Raw genomic sequence first — 23,281 nt, forward strand, 5'->3', positions numbered from 1 at the left:
GATCGGCGTTGCGACGGTTGCCGATCAGCATGCCCCGCAGGGGTGTCACCAGTCGGTGATCGAATGGATCAGCCCGCGCTGGCGGGTGTCTGGGCCGACCACACGCTGTTGGCCTCGCCGGCACGAGCGCGACGGCGCGCGGCCAGGCCCATGCGCCAGTACGCGAGCGCCAGCAGCAGCGCGATCGCGCCCACGCCGAAGCGTGTCCAGTGCCCGTGCCACAGCGCGGCGAACAGATGCTCGCCGGTGCCGATCCACCCGGCCACCGGCACCAGCGCGGTCAGCGCCGCGCAGGCGAACAGCAGCTCCGCACCGGCCCTGGCCGGCGCACGCAGCAGCGCCCACAGCAGCAGCGCGAAGAACACCGCGTAGTAGGCGAACTTCGCCTGCGCCTCGGGCAGCAGGGCGCCGGCGATGAACAGCGCCGAGACCCCGCCCACGCAGCCCAGGCACACGCCCAGCGTCAGCCGCGCCATCACCTGCGTGCGCGTCGGCTGCTGCGGCGTGCGCCGCTTGCGCCGTGCCTCGATCCACAGCAGGTTGCCGCTGTAGAACAGGAACGCCCCGCCCAGGCCCAGCACGAAGTACAGCCAGTGCACCGCGCCGTGGCCGTAGTTGCCGAAGTGCAGCGCCTGCAGCCCGCGCAGCATCGCCGTGCCCGGCGACATCGCGCGCGGATCGACCACCCGCAGCACCTGGCCGCTGGCGCCGTTGAGCGCGACCACCGCCAGCGTGTTGAGATGACGCTGGTCGATCTCGCCGTACAGCTCGATCTTGGCATTGGCATCGCCGGCGTCGTGGTAGGCGATGGAGTCCACCTCCATGCCCGGCAGCGCCAGCTGCGCGCGGCGGATCAGCTCGGCCACCGGCAGCGTCGGCGCGGCGACCTTGGCCGGCGCGACGTGGGGGACGACTTCGAAGTCCGACGCCAGCACCTGCATCAGCTTGCCGCCGAACACCAGATACTGGAACGGCGCCAGCAGCACCAGGCCCAGCGTCAGCACCGCGCCCGACCAGGCGAAGATCACGTGGAAGGGCAGCGAGAGCATGCCGATCACGTTGTGCGCGTCCTGCCACAGGCGCTTGAGGTTGCTGCCCACGCGCAGCGCGAACAGGTCCTTCAGCAGCACCGGCGCATAGGCCACCACGCCGGACACCAGCGCCAGCCCGTACAGCACGCACACCACGCCGAACAGATAGGTGCCGAAGGTGCGCGGCAGGCCGGCGGTGAAGTGCAGGTCGTAGAGGAAATCGACGAAGCCCACCCGCTGCGGCAGCTGCTGCAGGGCGCCGTGTTCGTCGAGCCGGTACTGGAAGGTCTCCCGCCCGCCGGGCGGCTGATGGAACACGCGCGGCACCGGGCCGTGCTCGCCGGCCAACACCAGGAACATCGCATCGCGCGCGTCCGGATGCTGGCGCTGCATGGTGTCCACCAGCGCCTGTGCGCGGGCCAGCGTCTGCGCCGGGTCCGCGCCTTTGGCATCGGCCGCGGCCGGGCGCGGCGCCCAGTCGTTCAAGTCGTGGGTGAAGATGCTGAAGGCGCCGGCATAGAAGGCGATGAACAGCGCCATCCCGGCCAGCAGCCCGGCCCAGGTATGCAGCGACAGGAAGCTGCGCAGGGTCGCGGCCTTCATGCCGGCAGCTCCGCGGCCCAGCCCAGCGCCTTGGCCGCATACAGCGCGGCGTAGGCCAGCACCGTGGCCCCGCCCAGCCACAGCCAGGCGCGCGCGCCGTTGCGGCAGGCGAAGGCCGCCGACATCGTCCCGATCCACACCGGGAAGGACAGCAGCAACAGCGGCAAGGTGTGCACCTCCAGCCGGCCCGGCCACAGCAGCGCCGCCAGCCCGACCACGCCGGTGGACAGCGGCAGGCCCAGCAGGATCGCCGCCAGCCACTTGCCGGTCATGGCGCCACCTTGCGCGCCTGGCGCCAGGCATCCAGGTAAGGCAGCGCCACCAGGCCCAGCATCACCGCGCTCAATGCGGCGAACGCACCGGCCCACGGCCCCAGCACCGCGATGGCCAGCCCCAGGCAGGCCGCGCACAGCAGCCAGCCGGCCACGCGCAGGGCGCGCGCATGCGCGCGCAGCGATGGCCGCAGGCGCTGATGCGCGCACGCCAGGTAGAACGCCAGCGCGGCCAGCAGGCCGCCGAGCAGGTACAGCGTCGTCATCGGGTTGCCTCGCGCATGCGCTTCATCGCTTCACCAGTAGGCCTCGAACCCGATCCCGATCACGCGCGGCGCGCCGATCACCATGTTGGGCTGATCGCCCCAGGCGTACTGGACATAGCCCTTGTCCAGCAGGTTGCTGCCGAACACGTAGGCGCTCCAGTCCAGGTTGCCGTAGCCCAGCTTGCCGTTGACCAGCGTGCGCGAGGGCGCGCCCTCGGCGCCGCTGCCCACGCTGAACTTCATGCTGTCGCGGAAGTTGGCGTTGAGATTGCCGAACCAGCCCTGCGCCCAGCGCCAGTTGCCACCGGCCGCCAGCGTCCAGTGCGGCGCATAGGCGAACTCCTGGCCGCTGTAGTCGGTGATGGTCGCGCCCTGGATGGTCTTGAACTCGTCGTAGCGCGTGCGCGTGCCGCCCAGCGAGGCGTACAGGTCGAAGCCCTCGCTCACGCGGTAGCGCGTCTCGGCTTCCAGCCCGTACAGGTGCGCGCGGCCGGCGTTGACGGTGTTGTAGTCGTAGGTGTTGAGGCCGAAGTAGGCGGTGACCTGCTTGTCCTTCCAGTCGATGTAATAGGCGTTGGCGTTGAAGGTCAGGCGCCCGTCCAGCCACTGCGTGCGCAGGGCCGCCTCGTAGTTCCAGGTGTATTCCGGGTCGTAGGCGACCACCTGGCTGCGGGCGATGTTGAAGCTCGAACCGCCCGAGCGATAGCCGCGCTGCACCGTCAGCGCCAGCGACTTGTCCGCGGCGAAGTCCCAGCGCAGCCCGGCCTTGGGCAGGAAGGCGGTGAAGCTGCGCGTGGTCGGCGCCACGTAGCCGCCGCTGGCCGAACGCACCAGGCCCAGCACCGCCTGGTTGATGCCCACCACCGCCCGGTACAGCAGCGAGCCGGCCGCGCCGAAGCCGCCCGGATCGGGCAGGGTGCCGGCGAACACCGCATTGGTGTCGTTGGAGAAGGTGTAGTCCTGGCGGTCGTAGCGGAACCCGCCCAGCAGCGTCCACGCCGGCGCCAGCCGCAGCTGGCCATCGCCGAACAGCGCCTTGTTCTCCGACTCGGTCGGCGCATCGCTGTCGTAGTCCACCGGGATCACCGGCAGCGCCTGCGCGTAGCGCGTGGCGATGGCCGTGGCGTTGGCCGCCGGGAAGCCCGAGGCGCGCAGCACCCCGGCGATGGTCGTCACCGGCGTGGTCACATTGGTGCGGCTGGACTGGATGTTGCCATCCTCCGCGCGCGACCAGTACGCGCCCAGCAGCCCGTCCAGGCGCTCGCCAGCGTAGTGCACGCGCAGCTCCTGCGAGCGGCCGCGGTAGTCGCCGTCAGTGAGGGTGTGGGCGGAATCCACCGGTCCCAGATCGTTGTCGGCACTGCGTGCGGTCGTCACCTTGCTCCAGGCCGTCACCGAGGACAGGGTCCAGGCGTTGCCGAAGTCGTAGTCCACCTGCGCCGTGCCGATCTGCGCGTGGGACCGGGTGGTGTTGGGAAAGTCGGAGGTGTTGATCGGATGGTCGAACGGGTCGCGCACATCGCTGCGTGCGTAGGTGTACATGTACGGCCCGTCGCGGTTGTCGTTGATCCAGGTCAGGCGCGCGGTCAGGCCCGGCAGCCCCTTGGGCGTCCACAGCAGCTTGAAGCGCGCATTGGTGCTCTCCAGCGCGTCCTCGCCGGTCTGGCGGGTCGGGTTCCACACGTAGCCGTCGAAATCGCGCTTCTCGGCGGCCACGCGGAAGGCCAATTCGTCGCTCACCAGCGGGCCGCCGCCGGCGACGGCGTAGCGCTTGTCCGACGGGTCGGACAGCAGCACGCGGGCGCGGCCGCTCCAATCCATGGTCGGGTCCTCGCTGCGCATCACGATCGCGCCGGCCAGGGCGTTCTGGCCCTGGATGGTGGACTGTGGGCCGCGGAAGATCTCGACCTGGGACAGGTCCCACAGGTCGGTGGGCAGGCTGTCGCTGGCCTGGCTGGGCAGCGCCGCGCCGTCCAGATAGATGGTGGCCAGCGGGTTGGGCGCGCCGGACTCGTCGGCGATGCCGCGGATGGTGAAGCCGCGCTGGCCGTACATCGGCGTCACGTTGGGCGTGCGGTTGATCAGGTCCGACAGCGAGAGCAGGTTCTCCTGCTCGATCCTGGCGCTGGTGGTCACCGCCACGCTGGAGGCGGTGTCCTGCAGCGAGCGGTCGGTCTTCTCGCCCTTGACGGTGACCTTGTCCAGGTCCGTGGCGGTGGCCGCCGTGGGCGTCTGCTGGGCCGCGGCGGGCAGGGCCGTCAACACGGCCAGGGTCAACAACGTCGGGCGCAGGCCGGCGCGGTGGGTGGGAGCGGACATGTGGAACTTCCCCGGGAGGTCCTTGCAAGGCGGACCTGCTGGCGGGCGCGGCGAGAGGCTTGCACCCAGCCCGGGAAGTGTAGATGAGAATCGCTTTCGATTGCAGCCCGCGCAGGGCGGGCGGACGGCGCGCGGCCCGCAGGCGGCGCGCCGGGGCGCGGGCTCAGCCGGCCAGCTTCTGCTTGACCAGCTTGGACACCAGGCCCATGTCGGCCTGCCCGGCCAGCTGCGGCTTGAGCACGCCCATCAGCTTGCCCATGTCGGCCGGGCCGGCGGCGCCGGTCTGGGCGATGGCCGCATCGATCGCCGCGGCGATGGCGGCCTCGTCCAGCTTGGCGGGCAGGTAGGTGTCGATGATGGCCAGCTCGGCGCGCTCGATCGCGGCCAGGTCCTCGCGGCCGGCACCTTCGTACTGGCTGACCGAGTCCTTGCGCTGCTTGACCATCTTCTCCAGCACGGCCAGCACCGCGGCGTCGTCCAGCGCGATGCGCTCGTCGACTTCGCGCTGCTTGATCGCCGCGTTGATCAGGCGGATCACGCCCAGGCGATCCTTCTCACCGGCCTTCATGGCGGTCTTCATGTCTTCGGTCAGCTGCTGCTTGAGGCTCATGGCCATCCTCCGGGGCAGGGCGCGCGGGTCGAAACACCCGCGCGGGAACAGGAATCTAAGGGACGACAAAAAGCCGGCGACGCTCGCGCGTGCCGGCTCTTGGTCTGGCTTGCCGCCGAGCCACCGCACGGAGCGGTGGCCGACGCAACGACCCGCCTTCGCTCAGTACAGGCGCTGGCGCTTGGTGACGTCGCGCGAGGAGCGACGCAGCTGGCGCTTCACCGCGGCAGCGGCCTTGCGCTTGCGCTCCTGGGTCGGCTTTTCGTAGAACTCGCGCTTGCGGGTTTCGGCCAGCACGCCGGCCTTTTCGCAGGTGCGCTTGAAACGACGGAGCGCAAACTCGAACGGCTCGTTTTCGCGGACTTTGACGCTGGGCATGGAATCTCCGGGACACAAAATGACCGGGCTCTGACCCGGTGAGCCGCGCACTATAGCGGCTCGTCCGGTGCCGTGCAAGCGCGCGGGCTGGAAAAGGGCCTGCGCCGGGCGCATCCTGTGGCCATGAAAGTCCTCGGCATCGAAACCTCCTGCGACGAGACCGGCGTGGCGGTCTACGACACCGCCCTGGGCGGCGCGGCCGGCATGCGCGCCCACGCGGTCTACAGCCAGATCGCCCTGCATGCCCAGTACGGCGGCGTGGTGCCGGAGCTGGCCAGCCGCGACCACGTGCGCAAGCTGCTGCCGCTGATCCGCCAGACCCTGGGCGAGGCCGGCCTGTCCACCCGCGATCTGGACGGCGTGGCCTATACCGCCGGGCCCGGCCTGGTCGGCGCGCTGCTGGTGGGCGCCGGCGTGGCCCGCGCGCTGGCCTGGGCGCTGGACCTGCCGGCCATCGGCGTGCACCACATGGAAGGCCACCTGCTGGCGCCGCTGATGGAGGACGACCCGCCCGCGGCGCCCTTCGTCGCGCTGCTGGTCTCCGGCGGCCACACCCAACTGGTGGCGGTGGACCGGATCGGTGAGTACCGCCTGCTCGGCGAGACCCTGGACGACGCGGCCGGCGAGGCCTTCGACAAGACCGCCAAGCTGATGGGCCTGCCGTATCCAGGCGGCCCGCAGCTGGCGCGGCTGGCCGAGACCGGCACGCCGGGGGCCTACACCTTCGCCCGGCCGATGACCGACCGCCCGGGCCTGGACTTCAGCTTCTCCGGCTTGAAGACGCAGGTGCTGCTGGCCTGGCGCGACAGCGATCAGTCCGAGACCACGCGCGCGGACATCGCACGCGGCTTCGAGGACGCGGTGGTCGACACGCTGGCGATCAAGTGCCAGCGCGCGCTGGAGGCGGCCGGCAGCGACACGCTGGTGATCGCCGGCGGCGTGGGCGCCAACAAGCGTCTGCGCGCCAGGCTGCAGGCCATGTGCGAACAGCGCGGCGGCCGCGCCTGCTTCCCGCGCCCGGCGCTGTGCACCGACAACGGCGCGATGATCGCCTTCGCCGGCGCCCTGCGCCTGGAAGCCGGCCAGCGCAGCGACGCGCAGGTCCACGTCACCCCGCGCTGGGACATGGCCACGCTGCCGGCGGTGGCGTAGAGCGGAGCTTGCTCCGCTGCGCTTCGTTCGGTTCGTGGGGAAGGCCCCAGCGGAGCGAGCTCCGCTCTACAGGCGGCTGCCACCCGCACAAGCAAGCATCGGCGCCGCCTACAATGACGCGATGACCGAAGACGCTTCCCAGCCCCGCATCCAGCTCGAGCCTTCGTGGAAGGCGCGGGTGGGCGATTGGCTGCTGCGGCCGGAGATGCAGGCGCTGTCGGCGTTCCTGCGTCAGCGCAAGCAGGCCGGGGCGCATGTGTTTCCGCCGGGGCCGCAGATCTTCGCGGCGTTCGATGCCACGCCGTTCGAGGCGGTCAAGGTGGTGATCCTGGGCCAGGATCCGTATCACGGCGCCGGCCAGGCGCATGGGCTGTGCTTCTCGGTGCTGCCGGGCGTGCCGGTGCCGCCGTCGCTGCAGAACATCTACAAGGAGCTGGCCAGCGACATCGGCTTCACTCCGCCGGATCACGGTTGCCTGATGCCGTGGGCACGCCATGGCGTGCTGCTGCTCAACTCGGTGCTGACGGTCGAGGAGGGCCGCGCCGGCGCGCATCAGGGCAAGGGCTGGGAGGGCTTCACCGACCATGTGATCCAGACGCTGGCGCAGGAGCGCGAGCATCTGGTGTTCCTGCTCTGGGGCAGCTATGCGCAGGCCAAGGGCAAGGTGATCGATCCGCGCCGGCATCGGGTGCTGAAGGCGCCGCATCCTTCGCCGCTGTCGGCGCATCGGGGCTTTTTGGGCTGCCGGCATTTCTCGCAGGCCAGCGAGTACCTCGATCGGCATGGGTTGGGGGCGGTGGACTGGCGTCTGCCGCCGCGGGCGCAGTTGGCGCTTTAGGGCTTCCGGTAGAAGCGCCTCTGTTGTTTCTCCCTGGCGGGGACGACTTCTTGATCAGCCATTCCTGAAGCGCGCGCGCTCTGCCCCCTCCCTTTGGCCGCAGGCCAAGGGGAGCTCGAAGTCGCGGCTAGCGACTGAGGGGGAGGGGTTGCTTTTCGCGGGGAAGTCAAAAGCAAGAGCACCCCCTCCCAACCTCCCCCTTCGCTTCGCGAAAGGGGAGGGGCTGTTCTGGACTTCGGGGGGACGAAGGGGCTGTGGTTGGTTCCGCTTCGTCTGCGCGCCGAGAAAGGCGTGAGGCTTTGCGGCTGCGGCTGCGGCTGCGGCTGCGGCTGGCGGCAAGGTCGCGGACGCCGTCTTCAGGGCTGTGGCCCTGCGCCGGTCGCGGCGCTACGAGGCCTTCTTGGTCGTGGTGGTCTTCTTGGCCGGGGTCTTGCTGGTGGTGGCCTTCTTGGTGGTGCTGGCTTTGGTCGAGCCGGACTTGCTGCCGCTCGACTTGCTGGAGCTGGACTTCTTCGTGCTCGACTTGGTGCTCGACTTCTTGCTGGTCGAGGTGGCCTTCTTGCGGGTGCTGCTGGTCGTGGCCGACTTGCGGCGCTCCTCCGGCGGGGACACTGGCGGGGCGGGCAGGGGCTCGGCCGAGACGGTCTTGACCTCGGCCTGCAGCGCCTCGAGCTGCGGGATCATCTTCTGCTGGATGCCGACCATCAGGCTCTGCATCACCGCCGGCGTGCGGTCCAGCAGGCGCTGGCCGGCCTTGCTCTCGTAGAACTTGGTCATCGCCTTGACGTCGTCGTCGTCGAAGGTCTTGCGGTACACGTCCAGATAGACCGGGCGCATCTGCTCCCAGGCCAGCGACTGGCGCACGATCTCGGAGGTCCTGGCCTGGATCTGCTGGATCTCGGCCTGCTGCTGCGGGGTCAGCGTCTTGCCCTGGGTCAGCTGGGCGAACTGCTCGCGCTGCATGGCCTCGACCTGGGGCTGGATCGCCGCCAGCATGCTCTGCGCGCGCGAGGCGGCCAGCAGTCGGTCGATCTCCTCGTCGGTCGGCACGCGGGCCAGCGCGGGCGCGCAGACCGCCGCCAGCAGGGACAGCAACAACAGGACGGACGTGAATCGACGGCGTGGCATGTGGATCTCGAAAAGGCGCGCAACGTGACCGGCGATGGTGCCGAGCCGGCGCGGGGTGCGTGTAAAAATTTCACTAAGCAAGGGCGGCGATTCTGCGTCGGTTCGCCTCGCTCGCAAAGCGCGATGACAGACTCGTCAGGTGCGCGCGCGGGCCGGGGTTCAGGACCGCGATGGGCGCCGGCCCGCATGTCGCGGCATCGCACGGCGTGTCATCGCCTTGTCCTACAATCGCGGCCATGCCGGCCGGTTCCCTCCAGATCACCCCTGCGCTGTCGATCCCCGAGGAGGAGCTGGTCGAGCGTTTCGTGCGCGCCAGCGGCGCCGGTGGGCAGAACGTCAACAAGGTGTCCAGCGCGGTGGAGCTGCGTTTCGACGTGGCCGGCTCGCCGTCGCTGCCCGAGGCCCTGCGCAGCCGCCTGCTGGCGCGTCGCGACCGGCGCCTGACCGACGAGGGGGTGCTGGTGATCGACGCGCAGCGCTTCCGCACCCAGGACCGCAACCGCCAGGACGCACGCGAGCGCCTGGCCGACATCATCGCCGCCAGCCTGTCGGTGCCCAAGGCGCGCGTGGCGACCCGACCGAGCCGCGCCTCCAAGCTGCGCCGGCTGGATGAGAAGAAGACCCGTGGCCAGATCAAGCGCAACCGGACCGCACGTGACTGGGACTGACCCGACCCCGAGGCCGCCGGGCCAGATGCCGGCCACCCCCCGCAACATGCCGCGTGTGAAGCCCAACCGCTTCAACCGCTGGTGCGCGCGCACGCTGCTGCGCCTGAGCGGCTGGCGCATCGCCGGCGAGCTGCCGGACATCCCCAAGCTGGTGATGATCGTGGCCCCGCATTCGTCCAACTGGGACGGGCTGTGGGGCATGGCGGCCAAGATCGCGATGGGCTTCGAGGTCAAGGTGCTGGCCAAGGCCAGCCTGTTCTGGTGGCCGCTGTCGATCCTGCTGCACAAGCTGGGCGTGGTGCCGGTGGACCGTGCCAACGCCGGCGGTGTGGTCAGCACCGCGGTGGACACCATCCGCCGCAGCGAGCGCATCTGGTTCGTGGTCACCCCCGAGGGCACGCGCAACCGCGTGGACAAGTGGAAGGCGGGCTTCTGGAAGATCGCCCGCGCCGCCGATGTGCCGGTGCTGATGGCTTACTTCCACTACCCCGAGAAGATCATCGGCCTGGGGCCGGTGTTCCACACCAGCGCCGACATGGAGGCCGACATGGCCGCCATCCGCGCCTGGTACCGGCCGTGGATGGGGAAGACGCGCGGCACCGTCTGAGGAGCGGGCGGAGAGGAACGAGGCGCGAATGAGCGCGGATCTTCTGCCCGCGCCCGTTACTCATTCCTCAGCACGCGGTTCTCACAAGGCCTTGCCGCCGAACTTGTAGGTGAAGTCCAGATACAGGCTGCGCCCCAGCGAATCGAACCAGGACACGTCGTAGTACGGATAGGCGGTGTAGCTGGCGTCCTTGGGCGGCATCTTGTCCAGCACGTTGTTGACCGTCAGCGACAGGCGCGCGCGGTCGCCGAATTGCCGCGACAGCGACAGGTTGTAGCGCCAGGTCGCCTCGACCCAGGGGCTCTGGCCCGAGTCCTCGTCGAAGTCCTGGTCGTAGGAGGCATAGTTGGGCAGCTTGCCCAGGCGCTGGCCGTACACCGTGGCCGACCAGGCGGCCTTGCTCCAGCCCAGGCTGGCGCTGGTCTTGGTGCGCGGGATGTCGTAGCCGCTGTTGATGGCGAACTCGTCCACCATCGGATCGCCGGCATAGACCTGGATGTCGTGGCGGTGCACCCAGGTGTAGTCCAGGCCTAGCGTGAACAGGCCCAGGCCGGTGTCCAGCTTCCAGTGCGCGGCCAGGTCTGCGCCGGAGGTGCGTTCGCGGGCGATGTTGATCGGTTCGACGGACACGCCGTAGAGCTTGCCGTCCGCCAGCCGGGTGACGCGCGCGAGCGCGTCCACGCAGGTACCCGAGCTGAGCGGGACCGCGCCGGTGAGGCAGTCGCGCTCGTTGCGCAGGACCACGTCCACGCGCAGGTCCTGCACCTGGTCGCGCATGTCGATGTCGAACCAGTCCAGCGAGATGTCGAAGCTTGGCGTGGGCGAGAACACCAGGCCGGCGGTCCACGCGGTGCTGGTCTCCGGCTTGAGGTCGCGGTTGCCCACGCGCGTGCGCACGATGCCCTCGTCGCCGTAGCTGCAGTCCTCGTACGGCGTGCCCGCCTCCTCGGTGTCGCAGCGGTAGTAGTCCACGCCGGAGGTCTCGTCCTCGCCTTCCTGAGCGAACAGGTAGTGCAGATCCGGCGCGCGGAAGGCGGTGCCATAGGAGCCGCGCAGCAGCAGCGCATCGATCGGGCGCCATTCCACGCCCGCGCTCCAGGTCGGCTTGTCGATGCTGCGGCCGGCGAAGCGGTACTGGTCGAAGCGCCCGGCCAGGCTCAGGTTGAGGCGCTCCAGCAGCGGCAGGCGCAGTTCGCTGGCCACCGCCCAGCGGTTGCGGCTGCCGTGGCCGTCGGAGTCCTTCCAGCTGTAGTAGTAGTCCTGCGTGGCCAGCGGATCGGGCTTGAGGTCGTAGCCCTGGCTGCCGAGCTCGGCGGTGGCCGACAGCCCGGCCGGTCCGCCGGGCAGGCCGAACAGCTCGGTGTTGGTCAGGGTGAAGGCCAGCGTGTCGTTGCGCGACTCGGGGTGGTAGGTGGAGCGCGCGAAGATGCCGTCGTATTCGGCGCGGGTCAGCGGGGTGTACAGGCGCGCCGGATCGGCGTCGTAGATGGGATAGCCCGAGTCCTCGTCGATGCCCAGCATCGGCCCCAGGAACAGGTCGTTGGCCTTGGAGGCGACGATCTGCGGCCAGCTCACCGCCAGCGAGTACTGCGAATGCGACAGCGAGGCCTCCCAGTCCCAGGCCTGACCAAAGCGGCCGGCCAGGCCGGTGGTGAGGCTGAAGGTCTTCTGCCGGTTGCGGACCGTGCCGGTGTTCAGCCCGCCCATTTCCTCGGGCGTGAACTGGCGCTGCCAGTACTCCACCTGCTCGGTGGCCTGGTTGTAGAAGTAGCCGTCCTTCTGCCCGTTGGGCTGCTGGTAGGACCAGCTGCGCACGTCCCGGAACAGGTCGATGGTGTGGTAGCCGGCCTGCACGTCGGCGAACCAGCGCAGCCCGTCGCCGAAGTCGTAGTTGAAGCTGCCGTAGGCGTTGAGCCCCTCGCGCTTGCTGATGATGGTGCCGTAGCCGATCGCCTTGTCGCTGCCGCAGTAGTAGCCGGGGCCGTAGTCGTCCAGCGCGGGATCGTAGTCGCCGTAACGCGGGCGCGAGGCGTAGTAGGTGGAGTTGCCGTTGAAGCGGGCCAGCGCCTCGCAGGTGTCCCGGCCCGGGTCGAGGTAGGTGTCGTAATAGTCGGTCCGCAGGAAGCCGCGGCGCGCGATCCGGCCGCTGGCCACGGGGGAATCCTGCGAGGAGTCCTGGATGCCGCGCTGATAGGCCCACAGCGGGTTCTGTCCGGTGTACTCCAGTCCGTACACCGCGCTGAAGGCGCCGCGCTCCAAGCCGCTGGAGATGCTCAGGTCGAACGAGTCGGCATCGCCGCGGCTGGTGGTGCCGAAGCGGTAGTCCAAGGTGGTGCCGTCGGCGTGCTTCTTCAGGATGAAGTTGACCACGCCGGAGATCGCGTCCGAGCCGTACACCGCCGAGGCGCTGCCGCTGAGGATCTCGATGCGCTCGATCATCCCCAGCGGGATGTTGGAGATGTCGGTGAAGTTGCTGCGGCCCTTGAACGGCAGCGGGAAGTCGGCGATGCGGCGGCCGTTGACCAGCACCAGGGTGTGGTTGGGCCCCAGCCCGCGCAGGTCCACCTGCTGGGCGCCGGGCGAGAAGTCCGCGCCGTTGGCCGACTGCTGGCTCTGGGTCTCGCCGCCGTTCTGGGTGATCGCGCGCAGCACGTCGGGCACGGTGGTGAAGCCCTTGGCCTTGATGTCCTCGGCGGTGATGGTGGTGATCGGCGCAGGACCCTCGACCTGAGCGCGCGGGATGCGCGAGCCGGTGACCTGCAGGCGCTCCAGGTCGGTCGGGGCGTCGCTGTCGGCCTGCGGCGCGGGCGCGGGCTTCGGGCGCGCGCCGGGCACAGGCCGCGGGGTCGCGTCCTGGCGGGCGATCAGCAGGGCGCCGGAGGCGTCGCGCCGGGCGACCAGGCCGCTGCCTTCGAGCAGGCGCTCGGCGGCCTGCGCCGGGCTCAGCTCGCCACGCACGCCGCGGGTCTGCAGGCCGGCCAGCTGCTCGGGGCGGTAGAGCAGCTGCGCGCCGGTCTGGCGCGAGAGCGCCTGCAGGGCGACATCCAGGCTGCCGGCCGGGATGTCCAGTTGGCTGGCGGCCTGGGCCTGGGCGGACAGGGCCGCCGCACAGGCAGCGCTCAACAGCAGCGTTCGCAGCTTGGAATGCATTCGACTCTCCCCAGAGTGGCGGGCGTGCGGGGGGCGCGCCCATGCAAGGCTCAGGACGAACAAGTCCGCCACTCCCCCCACGCGATCGACGCGCGGCGCGCTCAGCGGCTGTGCAGCAGCACCGTCCCGGGGCGGCGTTCGGCGTGCACGGGGAAGCCGCGTTCGAGCAGGCGCACGAAGCCGTCGGCGTTGTCCCACTGGAAGGTGCCCGACACCCGCAGCGCGGCGGCGCGGGCGTCGGCCACCACCAGCTTGTGCGCGTTGTAGCGATTGAACTCGGCCACCGCCTCGCCCAAGGCGGTGTCGCGGAAGCTCAGCAGGCCGCCGCGCCAGTCCAGCGCGGCCTCGGCCTCGGCCAGCGGCACGCTGCGCACCAGCACCCCGTCCGGGCCGGCGATGGCGATGCTGCCGGCCGGCAGCAGCGTGGTCGGGGCGGGGCGGTCGCCGTGGTCGTCCGATTCCAGCCGCACCGTGCCTTCGGTGACGACCACGCGGGTGGTGGCGCCGTCGCGGCGTACCGAGAAGCGCGTGCCCACCGCCACCGCGCGGCGCTCGCCGGCCTCGACCACGAACGGCCGGTCGGCGTCCTTGGCCACCTCGAAGTAGGCCTCGCCGCGTTTCAGTGCGATGCGCCGGCGCGCGGCCGATAGCGCGACCTCGATCAGGCTGTCGCTGCTGAGCGTGGCGCGCGAGCCGTCGGACAGCGCTACCGGCTGCAGCTGGCCCAGCGCGCTGGCGTAACTCGCGCTTTCGGTGACCGCGTAGTGCCTCCAGCCGGCGCCGGCCACGCCCAGGGCGAGCAGCAGCACGGCCGCGCCGGCGAGCAGGGCAGGCCAGCGGCGGCGGGAGCGCGCGGGGCGCGGGGTGAAGACCACCTGGGACAGGTCGGCGCCCGGGCCGGGGGGCGCGGCGGGCGCGGTGGGCGGTGCCGGCGGGGACGACCAGGCGCCGCGCGGCGGCACCGTGCCCGGCGCCATCCCGGCGCCGAGCGCGGCCAGGCGCCCGCTCTGCTCCCAGGCCGCCTCCAGCCGCAGGAAGGCGATGCGGTGCGCGGTGGCCTGCGCCAGCCAGGCTTCCAGCGCGTCCTGTGCCTGGGTGTCCCAGTCCCCGCAGTCGCGCCGCGCCAGCCACGCGGCCGCGCGCGACTCAATCCTGGCGCTGTCCGTCGACATGCCGGTGTCCGGTCGGTTGCGATGCGGTGGCGGCGGGGCGCGCCGGGCCGCCGTCGTGATAGGCCCCGGCCAGCAGGCGCATGCCCTTGGCCAGGTGCTTCTCCACGGTCTTCTCGCTGATGCCCATGCGCATGGCCGCCTCCTTCTGCGACAGTTCCTCCACCCGCCGCAGCCACACCACTTCCCGGCAGCGGTCCGGCAGCCGGTCGAACGCCTCGGCCAGCCGCCTGAGCACCTGCCGTCCGCCGCACACGCGCTCGGGACAGGCCTCATCCACCAAGACGTGCAAGGCGTCCAGATCACCCACTGCCTCGATCGACACCACCCGCCCGCGGCGCAGCCGGTCGGTCATCAGGTGGCGGGCGGTGGCGAACAGGAAGGACTTGGGCGCGGTCGGCAGCGCCTTGCCGGCGGCCTCGTAGACGCGCACGTAGATCTCCTGGCGCAGGTCGTGGACCTCGTCGGGCCGCGACCAGCTGCGGCGCAGATACGCGCTCAGCGACGCCTCGTGGACCAGGATCTCGCGGATGAACCAGTCGTCCAGGGCGGTGCGCATGGCCTGCACCATAGCCGAGCCGACGCGCTGTTGCCCACGGGGGGATTGGCGCTGCTCGTTCGTCCTGCATGGCTGTCGCCCTCCAAAGGAACCCCTGCCCATGCCGTCCGTTTCGCGCAAGTCCTGGCCGCTGCTGGCCGCGCTGCTGTGGTCGGGTGTGGCGATGGCCGCGCCGGCCTCGCTGGACCACTACCTGCTGGGCGACGCCAGGGCCGCCACACCGGGCAAGGTCCAGCCGGGCCTGCTGCTGATGGGCGGCGGCGACCGCAACCACGATGCCCTGCGCTGGTTCTTCGCCAAAGCCGGCAACGGCCACCTGGTGGTGCTGCGTGCCTCGCAGGCCGGCGAGGTGGGCGAGGAGTTCTATCGCGAGGTCGGCGGCCCGGTGTCGGTGGAGACCTTCGTCTTCCACGACCGCCAGGCGGCCTACGACCCGAAGATGCTGCAGGCCTTGAAGCGGGCCGACGGCATCTTCATCGCCGGCGGCGACCAGTCGCGCTACGTGCGCTTCTGGAAGGACACGCCGGTGGCTGACGCGCTGGATGCGCACGTGGCCGCGGGCAAGCCGCTTGGCGGCACCAGCGCCGGCCTGGCCATGCAGGGCGAGTATCTGTACGGCGCCATGGACGGCGGCAGCCAGACCAGCCCGCGCGCGTTGGCCGATCCGCTGGGGCCGGAGAACACCATCGAGACCGGCTTCCTGCACCTGGCCGCGCTCAAGGGCGTGATCACCGACACGCACTTCAGCGAACGTAACCGGCTGGGCCGGCTGATCGGCTTCGTGGCCAAGGCCGAGACCCTGGCTGGGCATCCGCTGATCGGCCTGGGCGTGGACGAGAGCGCGGCGGTGGCCGTGGAAGGCGATGGCAGCGCCCGCGTGTACGCCACCGCGCCCGGCGCGGGCGCGACGGTGGTGCAGGGCGGCTTCACCGAGCGCCAGGCCGAGGACAGCCCGATGCGGCTGGCGCAGGTGCGCACGCTGGGCGTGGGCGCCGGCTCGGTGCTGCACCTGCCGGCCGGCACGGTGGACGCGCCGGTCTTCCAGCGCCGCTACGCGGTGCGCGACGGCGTGCTGGTCCTGCTGGATGCGCCGATGCTGGTGATCCACGGCGGGGCCGGCGTGGAGCGCAAGGGCATGACGCCGGCCGACGAGGCCGAGGCGCGTGCGGCGATGACCGCCGCGCTGCAGGCCGGCCATGCGCTACTGACCCAGGGCAAGCCGGCGCCGGAAGCGGTGGCCGCGGCCATCACCGTGCTGGAGGACTCGCCGCAGTTCAACGCCGGCAAGGGCGCGGTGTTCACCCACGACGGCAGGAACGAGCTGGACGCGGCGATCATGGACGGCGCCAGCGGCAAGGCCGGCGCGATCGCCGGTGTGCACCGGGTCAAGAATCCGATCCTGCTCGCCAAGGCGGTCATGGACCACTCCCAGCACGTGATGATGGTCGGCGATGGCGCCGAGGTCTTCGCCCGCGAGCAAGGCATCACGCTGGTCGATCCGTCGTACTTCCGCACCGAGAAGCGCTGGCAGCAGCTGCAGCAGGCGCTGAAGGAAGACCGCCTGGGCCTGGCCCACGAGGACCTGGCCACGGCCAGGCACTTCGGCACCGTCGGCGCGCTGGCGCTGGACGGCGCCGGGCGGCTGGCGGCCGGCACCTCCACCGGCGGCATGACCGACAAGCGCTACGGCCGGGTCGGCGATTCGCCGATCATCGGCGCCGGCACCTATGCCAACGCGCAGTGCGCCGTGTCCGGCACCGGCTGGGGCGAGTTCTACATCCGCGCGGTGGCCGCCTACGACATCTGCGCGCGGATGAAGTACGCCGGCCAGTCGCTGGTGCGCGCGGCGCAGACGGTGATCAACCGGGAGATCCCGGCCGCCGGCGGCGACGGCGGCGCGATCGGGCTGGCCGCCGATGGCGTGGTCGCCTTCCCGTTCAATACCGAGGGCATGTACCGCGGCTGGATCGGCGCCGACGGTGTGCCGCACGTGGCCATCTACAAGGACGACGCGCTGCCGCTGCCGGCCGGCCAGGCGGCGCCTTAGGCGTGGCTGGCCCTGCGCCCGGACCGGGCAGGCCGGGCCCGGGCGCCGATGCGTCCTGACGCTGACCTTTGGCCCAATCGGCCAGCGTCCGGCACGTGCCAGCGACCGGCAGATCGGGTAGCGTGCGCGCTCTTCCGCAATGGCTGGATCCCGCATGACCCGCACCCTCGCTCTTGCCACCGCCATCAGCCTGGCGCTGGCCGCCTGCCACGCACAAACGGAGGCCGATGCCGTGAAACCCGCCGCGTCCACCCCGGCCGCCGACGCCGCACCGCAGCGCGCCAACCCGCTGCTGAGCGCCAGCACGCTGCCCTTCCAGGCGCCGCCCTTCGACAAGATCCAGGACAGCGACTACCTGCCGGCCTTTGAGGAAGGCATGCAGCAGCACCTGGCCGAGATCCGCAAGATCGCCGACAACCCGGAGCCGGCCACCTTCGCCAACACCCTGGAGGCGATGGAGCGCAGCGGCGAGACCCTGACCCGTGTCTCGCGCATCTTCTTCGGCCTGGTCCAGGCCGATACCAACGATGCGCGTCAGAAGATCCAGGAAGAGATCGCGCCCAAGCTGGCCGCGCACCAGGACGAGATCAACCTGGATCCGAAGCTGTTCGCGCGCATCAAGAGCCTCTACGACCAGCGCGACACCTTGAACCTGGACCCGGAGCAGAAGCGCCTGGTCGAGTACCAGTACCAGGAGTTCGTGCGCGCCGGCGCGCAGCTGTCCGACGCCGACAAGGCCACCCTGCGCAAGCTCAACATCGAAGAGACCACCCTGGCCACGCAGTTCCACACCAAGCTGGTCGCGGCCGCCGCCGCCGGCGCGGTGGTGGTGGACGACAAGGCCAAGCTGGACGGCCTGTCCGACGGCGACATCGCCTCGGCCGCGCAGGACGCGGCCGCGCGCAAGCTCGACGGCAAGTACCTGCTGGCCCTGCAGAACACCACTCAGCAGCCGGTGCTGGCCTCGCTGAAGGATCGCGACCTGCGCCTGCAGGTGATGAGCGCCTCGCAGACGCGCGCCGAGAAGGGCGACGCCAACGACACCCGCCAGACCGTGCAGCGCCTGGCCCAGCTGCGCGCGCAGAAGGCCAAGCTGCTCGGCTTCGACAGCTATGCGGCCTACAGCCTCAGCGACCAGATGGCCAAGACGCCGGATGCCGCGCTGAAGCTGCTCACCGACACCGTGCCCGCCGCCACCGCCAAGGCGCGCAGCGAGGCGGCCGAGATGCAGAAGGTGATCGACGCGCAGCAGGGCGGTTTCAAGCTCACCGCCGCCGACTGGGACTTCTACGCCGAGCAGGTGCGCAAGGCCAAGTACGACCTGGACGAGGCGCAGATCAAGCCGTACTTCGAGCTGGACAACGTGCTCAAGAACGGCGTGTTCTACGCCGCCACCCAGCTCTACGGCATCACCTTCAAGGAGCGCACCGACATCCCGACCTATCACGACGGGATGAAGGTCTACGAGGTGTTCGACCAGGACGGCAAGTCGCTGGCGCTGTTCTACACCGACTATTTCAAGCGCGACAGCAAGTCCGGCGGCGCCTGGATGGACGAGTTCGTCGGCCAGAACGGGCTGAGCGGCACCAAGCCGGTGGTCTACAACGTCTGCAACTTCACCAAGCCGGCGCCGGGCCAGCCGGCGCTGCTGAGCTTCGACGACGTCACCACGATGTTCCATGAGTTCGGCCATGCGCTGCACGGCATGTTCTCCAACGTGAAGTATCCGACCCTGGCGGGCACCGCCACCTCGCGCGACTTCGTCGAGTTCCCCTCGCAGTTCAACGAGCACTGGGCCTCCGATCCGAAGGTGTTCGCGCACTACGCCAAGCACTACCAGACCGGCGAGGCGATGCCGGCCGATCTGGTGGAGAAGATCAAGAAGTCGCGCACCTTCAACCAGGGCTATGCCACCACCGAGTACCTGTCGGCGGCGCTGCTGGACCTGTCCTGGCACACCCTGCCGGCCGACGCGCCGCTGCAGGACGTGGACAAGTTCGAGGCCGATTCGCTGAAGAAGTACAAGGTCGATCTGGCCGAAGTGCCGCCGCGCTACCGCACCACCTACTTCGACCATATCTGGGGCGGCGGCTATTCGGCTGGCTACTACGCTTACTTCTGGGCCGAGGTGCTGGACGACGATGCGTTCGAGTGGTTCAAGGAGCATGGCGGGCTGAGCCGCAAGAACGGCGACATCTTCCGCGACAAGATCCTCTCGCGCGGCAACACCGTCGACCTGGCCACGCTTTACCGCGACTTCCGCGGCAAGGATCCCAGCGTCGCGCCGCTGCTGGAGAATCGCGGGCTGAAGTGAGGCGGGTTTTTCCGCCGAGTTCGGCGGGAGATATCAAAAAGGACGGCTTCTGGCCGTCCTTTTTTTGTTCTTGTCGCTATAGGGATTGCAGTGCGTGGGCGCTGCGACTTCGAAAGGGGCAGCGGTCCGGCGGGCGGCGTCCGCTTTTCCCTCGGTCAGGGCATCCTGCCCTGAGTCGGGCGCTCGGCCTCCTGCCTCGCTCGTCGCGGCCACTGCCCGCCGGCCCGCTGCGGCGCGCTTCATGTCTCATGACTTCGGCTCGAAAGAAATCCTGACCTGTTGGCCGCAGAGCCTCGACCCGACAGGGCATGGCACAGCAAGGGCCAGGCCGTGCGCACAGTCCTCGCAAACCCTGTGGCAGCCGCCATGGCGGCGACGAGGCTTTACCGGGAAGTCTCCATCGCCGCCACGGCGGCTCCCCCCTGTAGAGCGGAGCTTGCTCCGCTGCTCTTCGTTCGGTTCGTGGGGATGCCCCAGCGGAGCAAGCTCCGCTCAACAGGCAGAGCCGCTGCGAGATTTGAGAAGACAGTTGCCCCCACCGAGCAGGGGTCGCGCTCAGTCCATGTGCAGGCCGCCGTTGACGGCGTAGTCGGCGCCGGTGACGTAGGCGGCCTCGTCGGAGACCAGCCAGGCGCACAGGCCGGCGACTTCGGCCGGCTGGCCCAGGCGACGCACCGGCACGCTGGAGGCCAGGCGCTCCAGCATGTCGGGCGGGAAGCCGCTGATCGCCGCGCTGGCGATGTAACCGGGCGAGAGCGTGTTGACCGTCACCCCGCGCGTGGCCACTTCCTGCGCCAGCGCGCGGGTGAAGCCGCCCATCGCCGCCTTGGCCGTGGCGTAGTTGACCTGCCCGATCTGCCCGCGGTGCGCGCTGACCGAGCCGATGTTGACGATGCGTCCCCAGCCGCGCGTGGTCATGCCGTCGATCACCTGCTTGGTGACGTTGAACAGCGCGTTGAGGTTGCCGTTGATCACCGCCTGCCAGTCCGCGCGCTGCATCTGCCGGAACAGCTGATCGCGGTGACCGCCGGCGTTGTTGACCAGCACGTCGATCTCGCCGACCTCCGAGCGCACCTGGTCGAAGGCGGCCACGGTCGAGTCCCAGTCGGCCGCATTGCCCTCCGAGACGATGAAGTCGAAGCCCAGCGCGCGCTGCTCGCGCAGCCAGCCGGCCTTGCGCGGCGAATCGGGCCCGCAGCCGACCACCACGGTGTGGCCGCTATGGGCCAGCTTCTGGCAGATGGCCGTGCCGAGGCTGCCCATGCCGCTGGTGACGTAAGCGATGCGAAGTGTCATTGGATGGACCTTGGAAGTATTCGAAGAGGTGTCGGAACCCGGGAACCGGGCCCCGTGAAGAGCGAGCGTGGCCTGCGAAGCGTCAGCGGTGTTTGCTTTTCCGATTCCCGATTCCCGATTCCCGATTCCCGATTCCCGATTCCCGATTCCCGAATCCCCCCACTCAAGCCACCAACGGAAACAACCCAAACACCAACCCCGCCGCCATCAGCACCAGCGAGACCAGCACCGCCCACTTGAGGGTGAACTTCTGGTGGTCGGCGAACTCCACCTTGGCCAGGCCCACCAGCAGGTAGGTCGAAGGCACCAGCGGGCTGAGCAGATGCACCGGCTGGCCGGCCAGCGAGGCGCGCGCCATCTCCACCGGCGTGATGCCGTATTCGCCCGCGGCCTGCGACAGGATCGGCAGCACGCCGAAGTAGAAGGCGTCGTTGGACATGAAGAAGGTGAAGGGCATGCTGGCCAGCGCGGTGATCACCGCCAGATACGGGCCGCAGGCATCGGGGATCACCGCCAGGAAACTGCGCGACATCGCCTCGACCATGCCGGTGTTGGACAGGATGCCGGTGAAGATGCCGGCGGCGAAGATCAGCGACACCACCGACAGCACGTTGCCGGCGTGGTTGACCAGGCGGCGGCGCTGCTCGGCCAGGTCCGGGTAGTTGATCACCAGCGCGATGGCGAAGCCGATCATGAACAGCACCGGCATCGGCAGCACGCCCACCACCAGCGCCGCCATCAGCGCGCAGGTCAGGGCGAAGTTGACCCACAGCAGCTTGGGCCGCTTGATGTGCTCGACATCCTCGACCGTGGGCAGGGCGTCGCTGCCATCCTCGGCCACCGAGGCATCCATCCAGTCCTGGCCCGGCGGCAGCTGGATCACGCCCAGGCGGCGGCGCTCCTGCAGGCCCAGCCACCACGCCAGCGCCAGGATGCTGAGCAGCGCGATCACCATCGCCGGCACCAGCGGCACGAACACATCGGCCGGGTCCACGTGCAGCGCGGTAGCCGCGCGCGCGGTCGGCCCGCCCCACGGGGTGAGGTTCATCACGCCGCTGGCGAGCATGGTCACGCAGGTCATGCGCAGCGCGTTCATGCCCAGCCGGTGGTACAGCGGCAGCATGGCCGAGGCGGTGATCATGTAGGTGGTCGAGCCGTCGCCGTCCAGCGAGATCAGCATCGCCAGGATCGCCGTGCCCATCACGATCTTCAGCGGATCGCCCTTGACCAGGCGCAGGATGCGTCCGACCAACGGGTCGAACAGCCCCGCATCGATCATCACGCCGAAATAGAGGATGGCGAACATCAGCATCACGCCGGTCGGCGCGATCTTCTTGATGCCTTCCAGCATCATCTCGTTGATGCCGCCGCCGAAGCCGCCCAGCAGCGCGAACACGATCGGCACCGTGATCAGCGCCACCAGCGGCGAGAGCCGCTTGGACATGATCAGGTACATGAAGGCGATGACCATCCCGAAGCCGAGCAGCGTCAGCATTCGCGTTTCCTCAAGGGTTGAAGGCCGCACCGGCGGTGCGGCGGGGGATCAGAAGTCGTACTGGAAGCGTCCGGTGTAGGCCAGGGTGTGGTCCAGCGTGGTGCCGGTGCGGTGGTCGCGGTTGCGGCTGTCGATCACGTCGAACATCACCCGCAGGTTGGGCTGGAAGTACCAGTTGGCGCCCAGCGTCACCGCCCGCATCGAGGCATCGATCGTGTCGGCCATGCCGTCGGGATGCTGCCGGCCCCACATGCGGTCGTAGCGCAGCGCCAATTCCAGCGCGCCGGTGCGGTGGCGCATGGCCTTGATGCGCGAGAAGCGCCCGGTCTTGCGGTCGTAGCCGCGCGACTCGCCGGTGACGAACCAGCTGACGAAGCCGTAGGCGGCCTGCACCTGCGCCTGTTGCGCGCCGTCGTCCAGCACCGCGCCGCTGTATTCGCCCTGCCAGGAGAGCGGGCCGTGGACCTCGGCGTATTCCAGCGACCACTTGTCCACGTCGGTGTCGCGGCCGGCGTCGAAGCGCGCCAGGGTCAGGCGGCTGTTGTCGGCCAGGTCGTTGGCTGGGCGTGGTCGCAGCACCAGCGCCGCGGCCCGGCGCGTGCCCGGATGGTCGTAGGCCTCGTGCGCCAGCGACAGGCCCAGGTGCCGCAGCGTGCTGCCCGCATCCAGCGGCAGCCAGGTGGCGCGCCCGCCGACCGCCGCGCCCTTGGTCGCGCTGTTGTCGATGCTCTCCAGACTGTAGGCGCTCGCCGCCCAGGTGCCATGCGGCAGGGTGGCCTGCCAGGACACCGCCTTGCGATAGATCGGTGCCAGCGTGCTGGGGCCCATGCCGCGCTCCAGGAACGCGCCGTAGTTGGAGCCGGTGCGATCGTCCAGGCTGAAGTACTGCTTGAACTGGCCCACCGTCAGCGTGCCGGCGTCGAACGCTTTGGCGATGTACACATCGCGCGCGACGATGCCGGCGCTGCCCGGCGCATCCTGCAGGCCGGCCAGATCGACCTCGGCCTTGTAGGTGAAGCCGTAGAAGCGCCCGGAGACATCCAGCCAGACCCGGCGGAACTGGGTGTCGTTGCGGTTGGGCGCGCCGCGCTCGTCGTTGTCGAACACGGCGAAGTCCCAGTGCAGGCGGCCGCCCAGTTCGGCGGTGATCGGGCGCGTGTCCTCGTCCGCGGCCAGGGCCGGTGCGGCGACGCAGGCGCCCAGGACCGCGGCCAGCGCGGCGATGGTGTTGGTGGTGGTGGACACGGACCCTCCCAGGTTCGGACCGGCCGCCGCGGATCGAGCCCGGGCGCCGAGGTTGCGAGGCAGGCTAGGGGCCGCAAGCTGTCATGGTCCTGTCGCTGCGGCGCAGCAAAGGTGGGATGGACGCGGCCGCGCGC

At 70.0% G+C, this 23,281-nt stretch carries 19 protein-coding genes and 1 pseudogene; 7 read left to right on the forward strand and 13 right to left on the reverse strand.

What is annotated here, in order from left to right:
* Nucleotides 1-68 precede the first annotated feature (68 nt).
* From WFQ05_RS08055 to rpsU, 6 genes are all read right to left on the reverse strand, one after another.
* Nucleotides 69-1,634: a PepSY-associated TM helix domain-containing protein gene (locus tag WFQ05_RS08055; protein WP_337053380.1), complete on the reverse strand. Its 1,566-nt coding sequence runs from the start codon at nt 1,632-1,634 to the stop codon at nt 69-71.
* Nucleotides 1,631-1,906, reverse strand: a complete 276-nt coding sequence (locus WFQ05_RS08060; protein ID WP_337053381.1) for a hypothetical protein — start codon at nt 1,904-1,906, stop codon at nt 1,631-1,633. Before WFQ05_RS08060 ends, WFQ05_RS08055 begins: the two co-directional genes overlap by 4 nt.
* On the reverse strand, nt 1,903-2,172 hold the full coding sequence (locus WFQ05_RS08065) for a hypothetical protein (RefSeq protein ID WP_337053382.1): 270 nt from the start codon (nt 2,170-2,172) through the stop codon (nt 1,903-1,905). Before WFQ05_RS08065 ends, WFQ05_RS08060 begins: the two co-directional genes overlap by 4 nt.
* Nucleotides 2,173-2,202: 30 nt before the next feature.
* Nucleotides 2,203-4,491: a TonB-dependent receptor gene (locus WFQ05_RS08070; protein ID WP_337053383.1), complete on the reverse strand. Its 2,289-nt coding sequence runs from the start codon at nt 4,489-4,491 to the stop codon at nt 2,203-2,205.
* A 163-nt stretch (nt 4,492-4,654) separates the two neighbouring features.
* Complete coding sequence (locus WFQ05_RS08075; protein WP_337053384.1) at nt 4,655-5,101, reverse strand: GatB/YqeY domain-containing protein; 447 nt, start codon at nt 5,099-5,101, stop codon at nt 4,655-4,657.
* 162 nt (nt 5,102-5,263) lie between these two features.
* The gene (gene rpsU, locus WFQ05_RS08080) at nt 5,264-5,479 is read right to left on the reverse strand and encodes a 30S ribosomal protein S21 (RefSeq protein ID WP_002808376.1); all 216 of its coding nucleotides are present in this window, start codon (nt 5,477-5,479) and stop codon (nt 5,264-5,266) included.
* A 123-nt stretch (nt 5,480-5,602) separates the two neighbouring features.
* Between rpsU and tsaD the strand changes: the two genes are divergently transcribed.
* Nucleotides 5,603-6,631, forward strand: a complete 1,029-nt coding sequence (tsaD, locus tag WFQ05_RS08085; RefSeq protein WP_337053385.1) for a tRNA (adenosine(37)-N6)-threonylcarbamoyltransferase complex transferase subunit TsaD — start codon at nt 5,603-5,605, stop codon at nt 6,629-6,631.
* Between the two features lie 121 nt (nt 6,632-6,752).
* Complete coding sequence (gene ung, locus WFQ05_RS08090) at nt 6,753-7,469, forward strand: uracil-DNA glycosylase (protein ID WP_337053386.1); 717 nt, start codon at nt 6,753-6,755, stop codon at nt 7,467-7,469.
* A 387-nt stretch (nt 7,470-7,856) separates the two neighbouring features.
* Here ung and WFQ05_RS08095 read toward each other — a convergent pair whose 3' ends face one another.
* On the reverse strand, nt 7,857-8,567 hold the full coding sequence (locus WFQ05_RS08095; protein ID WP_337053387.1) for a DUF2059 domain-containing protein: 711 nt from the start codon (nt 8,565-8,567) through the stop codon (nt 7,857-7,859).
* Between the two features lie 266 nt (nt 8,568-8,833).
* On the opposite strand from WFQ05_RS08095, the gene arfB reads away from it, so the two are divergent.
* On the forward strand, nt 8,834-9,265 hold the full coding sequence (gene arfB, locus WFQ05_RS08100; RefSeq protein WP_130521545.1) for an alternative ribosome rescue aminoacyl-tRNA hydrolase ArfB: 432 nt from the start codon (nt 8,834-8,836) through the stop codon (nt 9,263-9,265).
* A 25-nt stretch (nt 9,266-9,290) separates the two neighbouring features.
* Nucleotides 9,291-9,872, forward strand: coding sequence for a lysophospholipid acyltransferase family protein (locus tag WFQ05_RS08105; RefSeq protein ID WP_234852743.1), 582 nt, complete (start codon nt 9,291-9,293; stop codon nt 9,870-9,872).
* 81 nt (nt 9,873-9,953) lie between these two features.
* On the opposite strand, the gene WFQ05_RS08110 is transcribed toward WFQ05_RS08105, so the two are convergent.
* From WFQ05_RS08110 to WFQ05_RS08120, 3 genes are all read right to left on the reverse strand, one after another.
* Complete coding sequence (locus WFQ05_RS08110) at nt 9,954-13,022, reverse strand: TonB-dependent receptor (protein ID WP_337053388.1); 3,069 nt, start codon at nt 13,020-13,022, stop codon at nt 9,954-9,956.
* Between the two features lie 101 nt (nt 13,023-13,123).
* Entirely contained in the window at nt 13,124-14,194 is a 1,071-nt protein-coding gene (locus tag WFQ05_RS08115) for a FecR domain-containing protein (RefSeq protein WP_337053390.1), read from the reverse strand.
* Entirely contained in the window at nt 14,169-14,750 is a 582-nt protein-coding gene (locus tag WFQ05_RS08120; RefSeq protein WP_337053391.1) for an RNA polymerase sigma factor, read from the reverse strand. Before WFQ05_RS08120 ends, WFQ05_RS08115 begins: the two co-directional genes overlap by 26 nt.
* A gap of 439 nt (nt 14,751-15,189) precedes the next feature.
* Between WFQ05_RS08120 and WFQ05_RS08125 the strand changes: the two are divergent.
* The 3 genes and pseudogenes from WFQ05_RS08125 to dcp all read left to right on the forward strand — a co-directional run.
* A pseudogene (locus tag WFQ05_RS08125) lies at nt 15,190-15,606 on the forward strand (cyanophycinase); the annotation flags it as partial.
* A gap of 237 nt (nt 15,607-15,843) precedes the next feature.
* Entirely contained in the window at nt 15,844-16,797 is a 954-nt protein-coding gene (locus WFQ05_RS08130) for an isoaspartyl peptidase/L-asparaginase (protein ID WP_228257939.1), read from the forward strand.
* Between the two features lie 154 nt (nt 16,798-16,951).
* A complete protein-coding gene (gene dcp / locus WFQ05_RS08135; RefSeq protein ID WP_130524665.1) occupies nt 16,952-19,111 on the forward strand; it encodes a peptidyl-dipeptidase Dcp in 2,160 nt (719 codons plus the stop codon).
* 555 nt (nt 19,112-19,666) lie between these two features.
* Here the strand turns inward: dcp and phbB are convergent.
* From phbB to WFQ05_RS08150, 3 genes are all read right to left on the reverse strand, one after another.
* Complete coding sequence (phbB, locus tag WFQ05_RS08140; protein WP_130521557.1) at nt 19,667-20,407, reverse strand: acetoacetyl-CoA reductase; 741 nt, start codon at nt 20,405-20,407, stop codon at nt 19,667-19,669.
* A 163-nt stretch (nt 20,408-20,570) separates the two neighbouring features.
* Entirely contained in the window at nt 20,571-21,902 is a 1,332-nt protein-coding gene (locus tag WFQ05_RS08145) for a CitMHS family transporter (protein WP_130521558.1), read from the reverse strand.
* 48 nt (nt 21,903-21,950) lie between these two features.
* Entirely contained in the window at nt 21,951-23,147 is a 1,197-nt protein-coding gene (locus WFQ05_RS08150; RefSeq protein WP_337053393.1) for a porin, read from the reverse strand.
* Nucleotides 23,148-23,281 lie beyond the last annotated feature (134 nt).

It is taken from the genome of Pseudoxanthomonas sp. USHLN014 (assembly GCF_037153335.1).
GTDB lineage: Bacteria > Pseudomonadota > Gammaproteobacteria > Xanthomonadales > Xanthomonadaceae > Pseudoxanthomonas_A > Pseudoxanthomonas_A winnipegensis.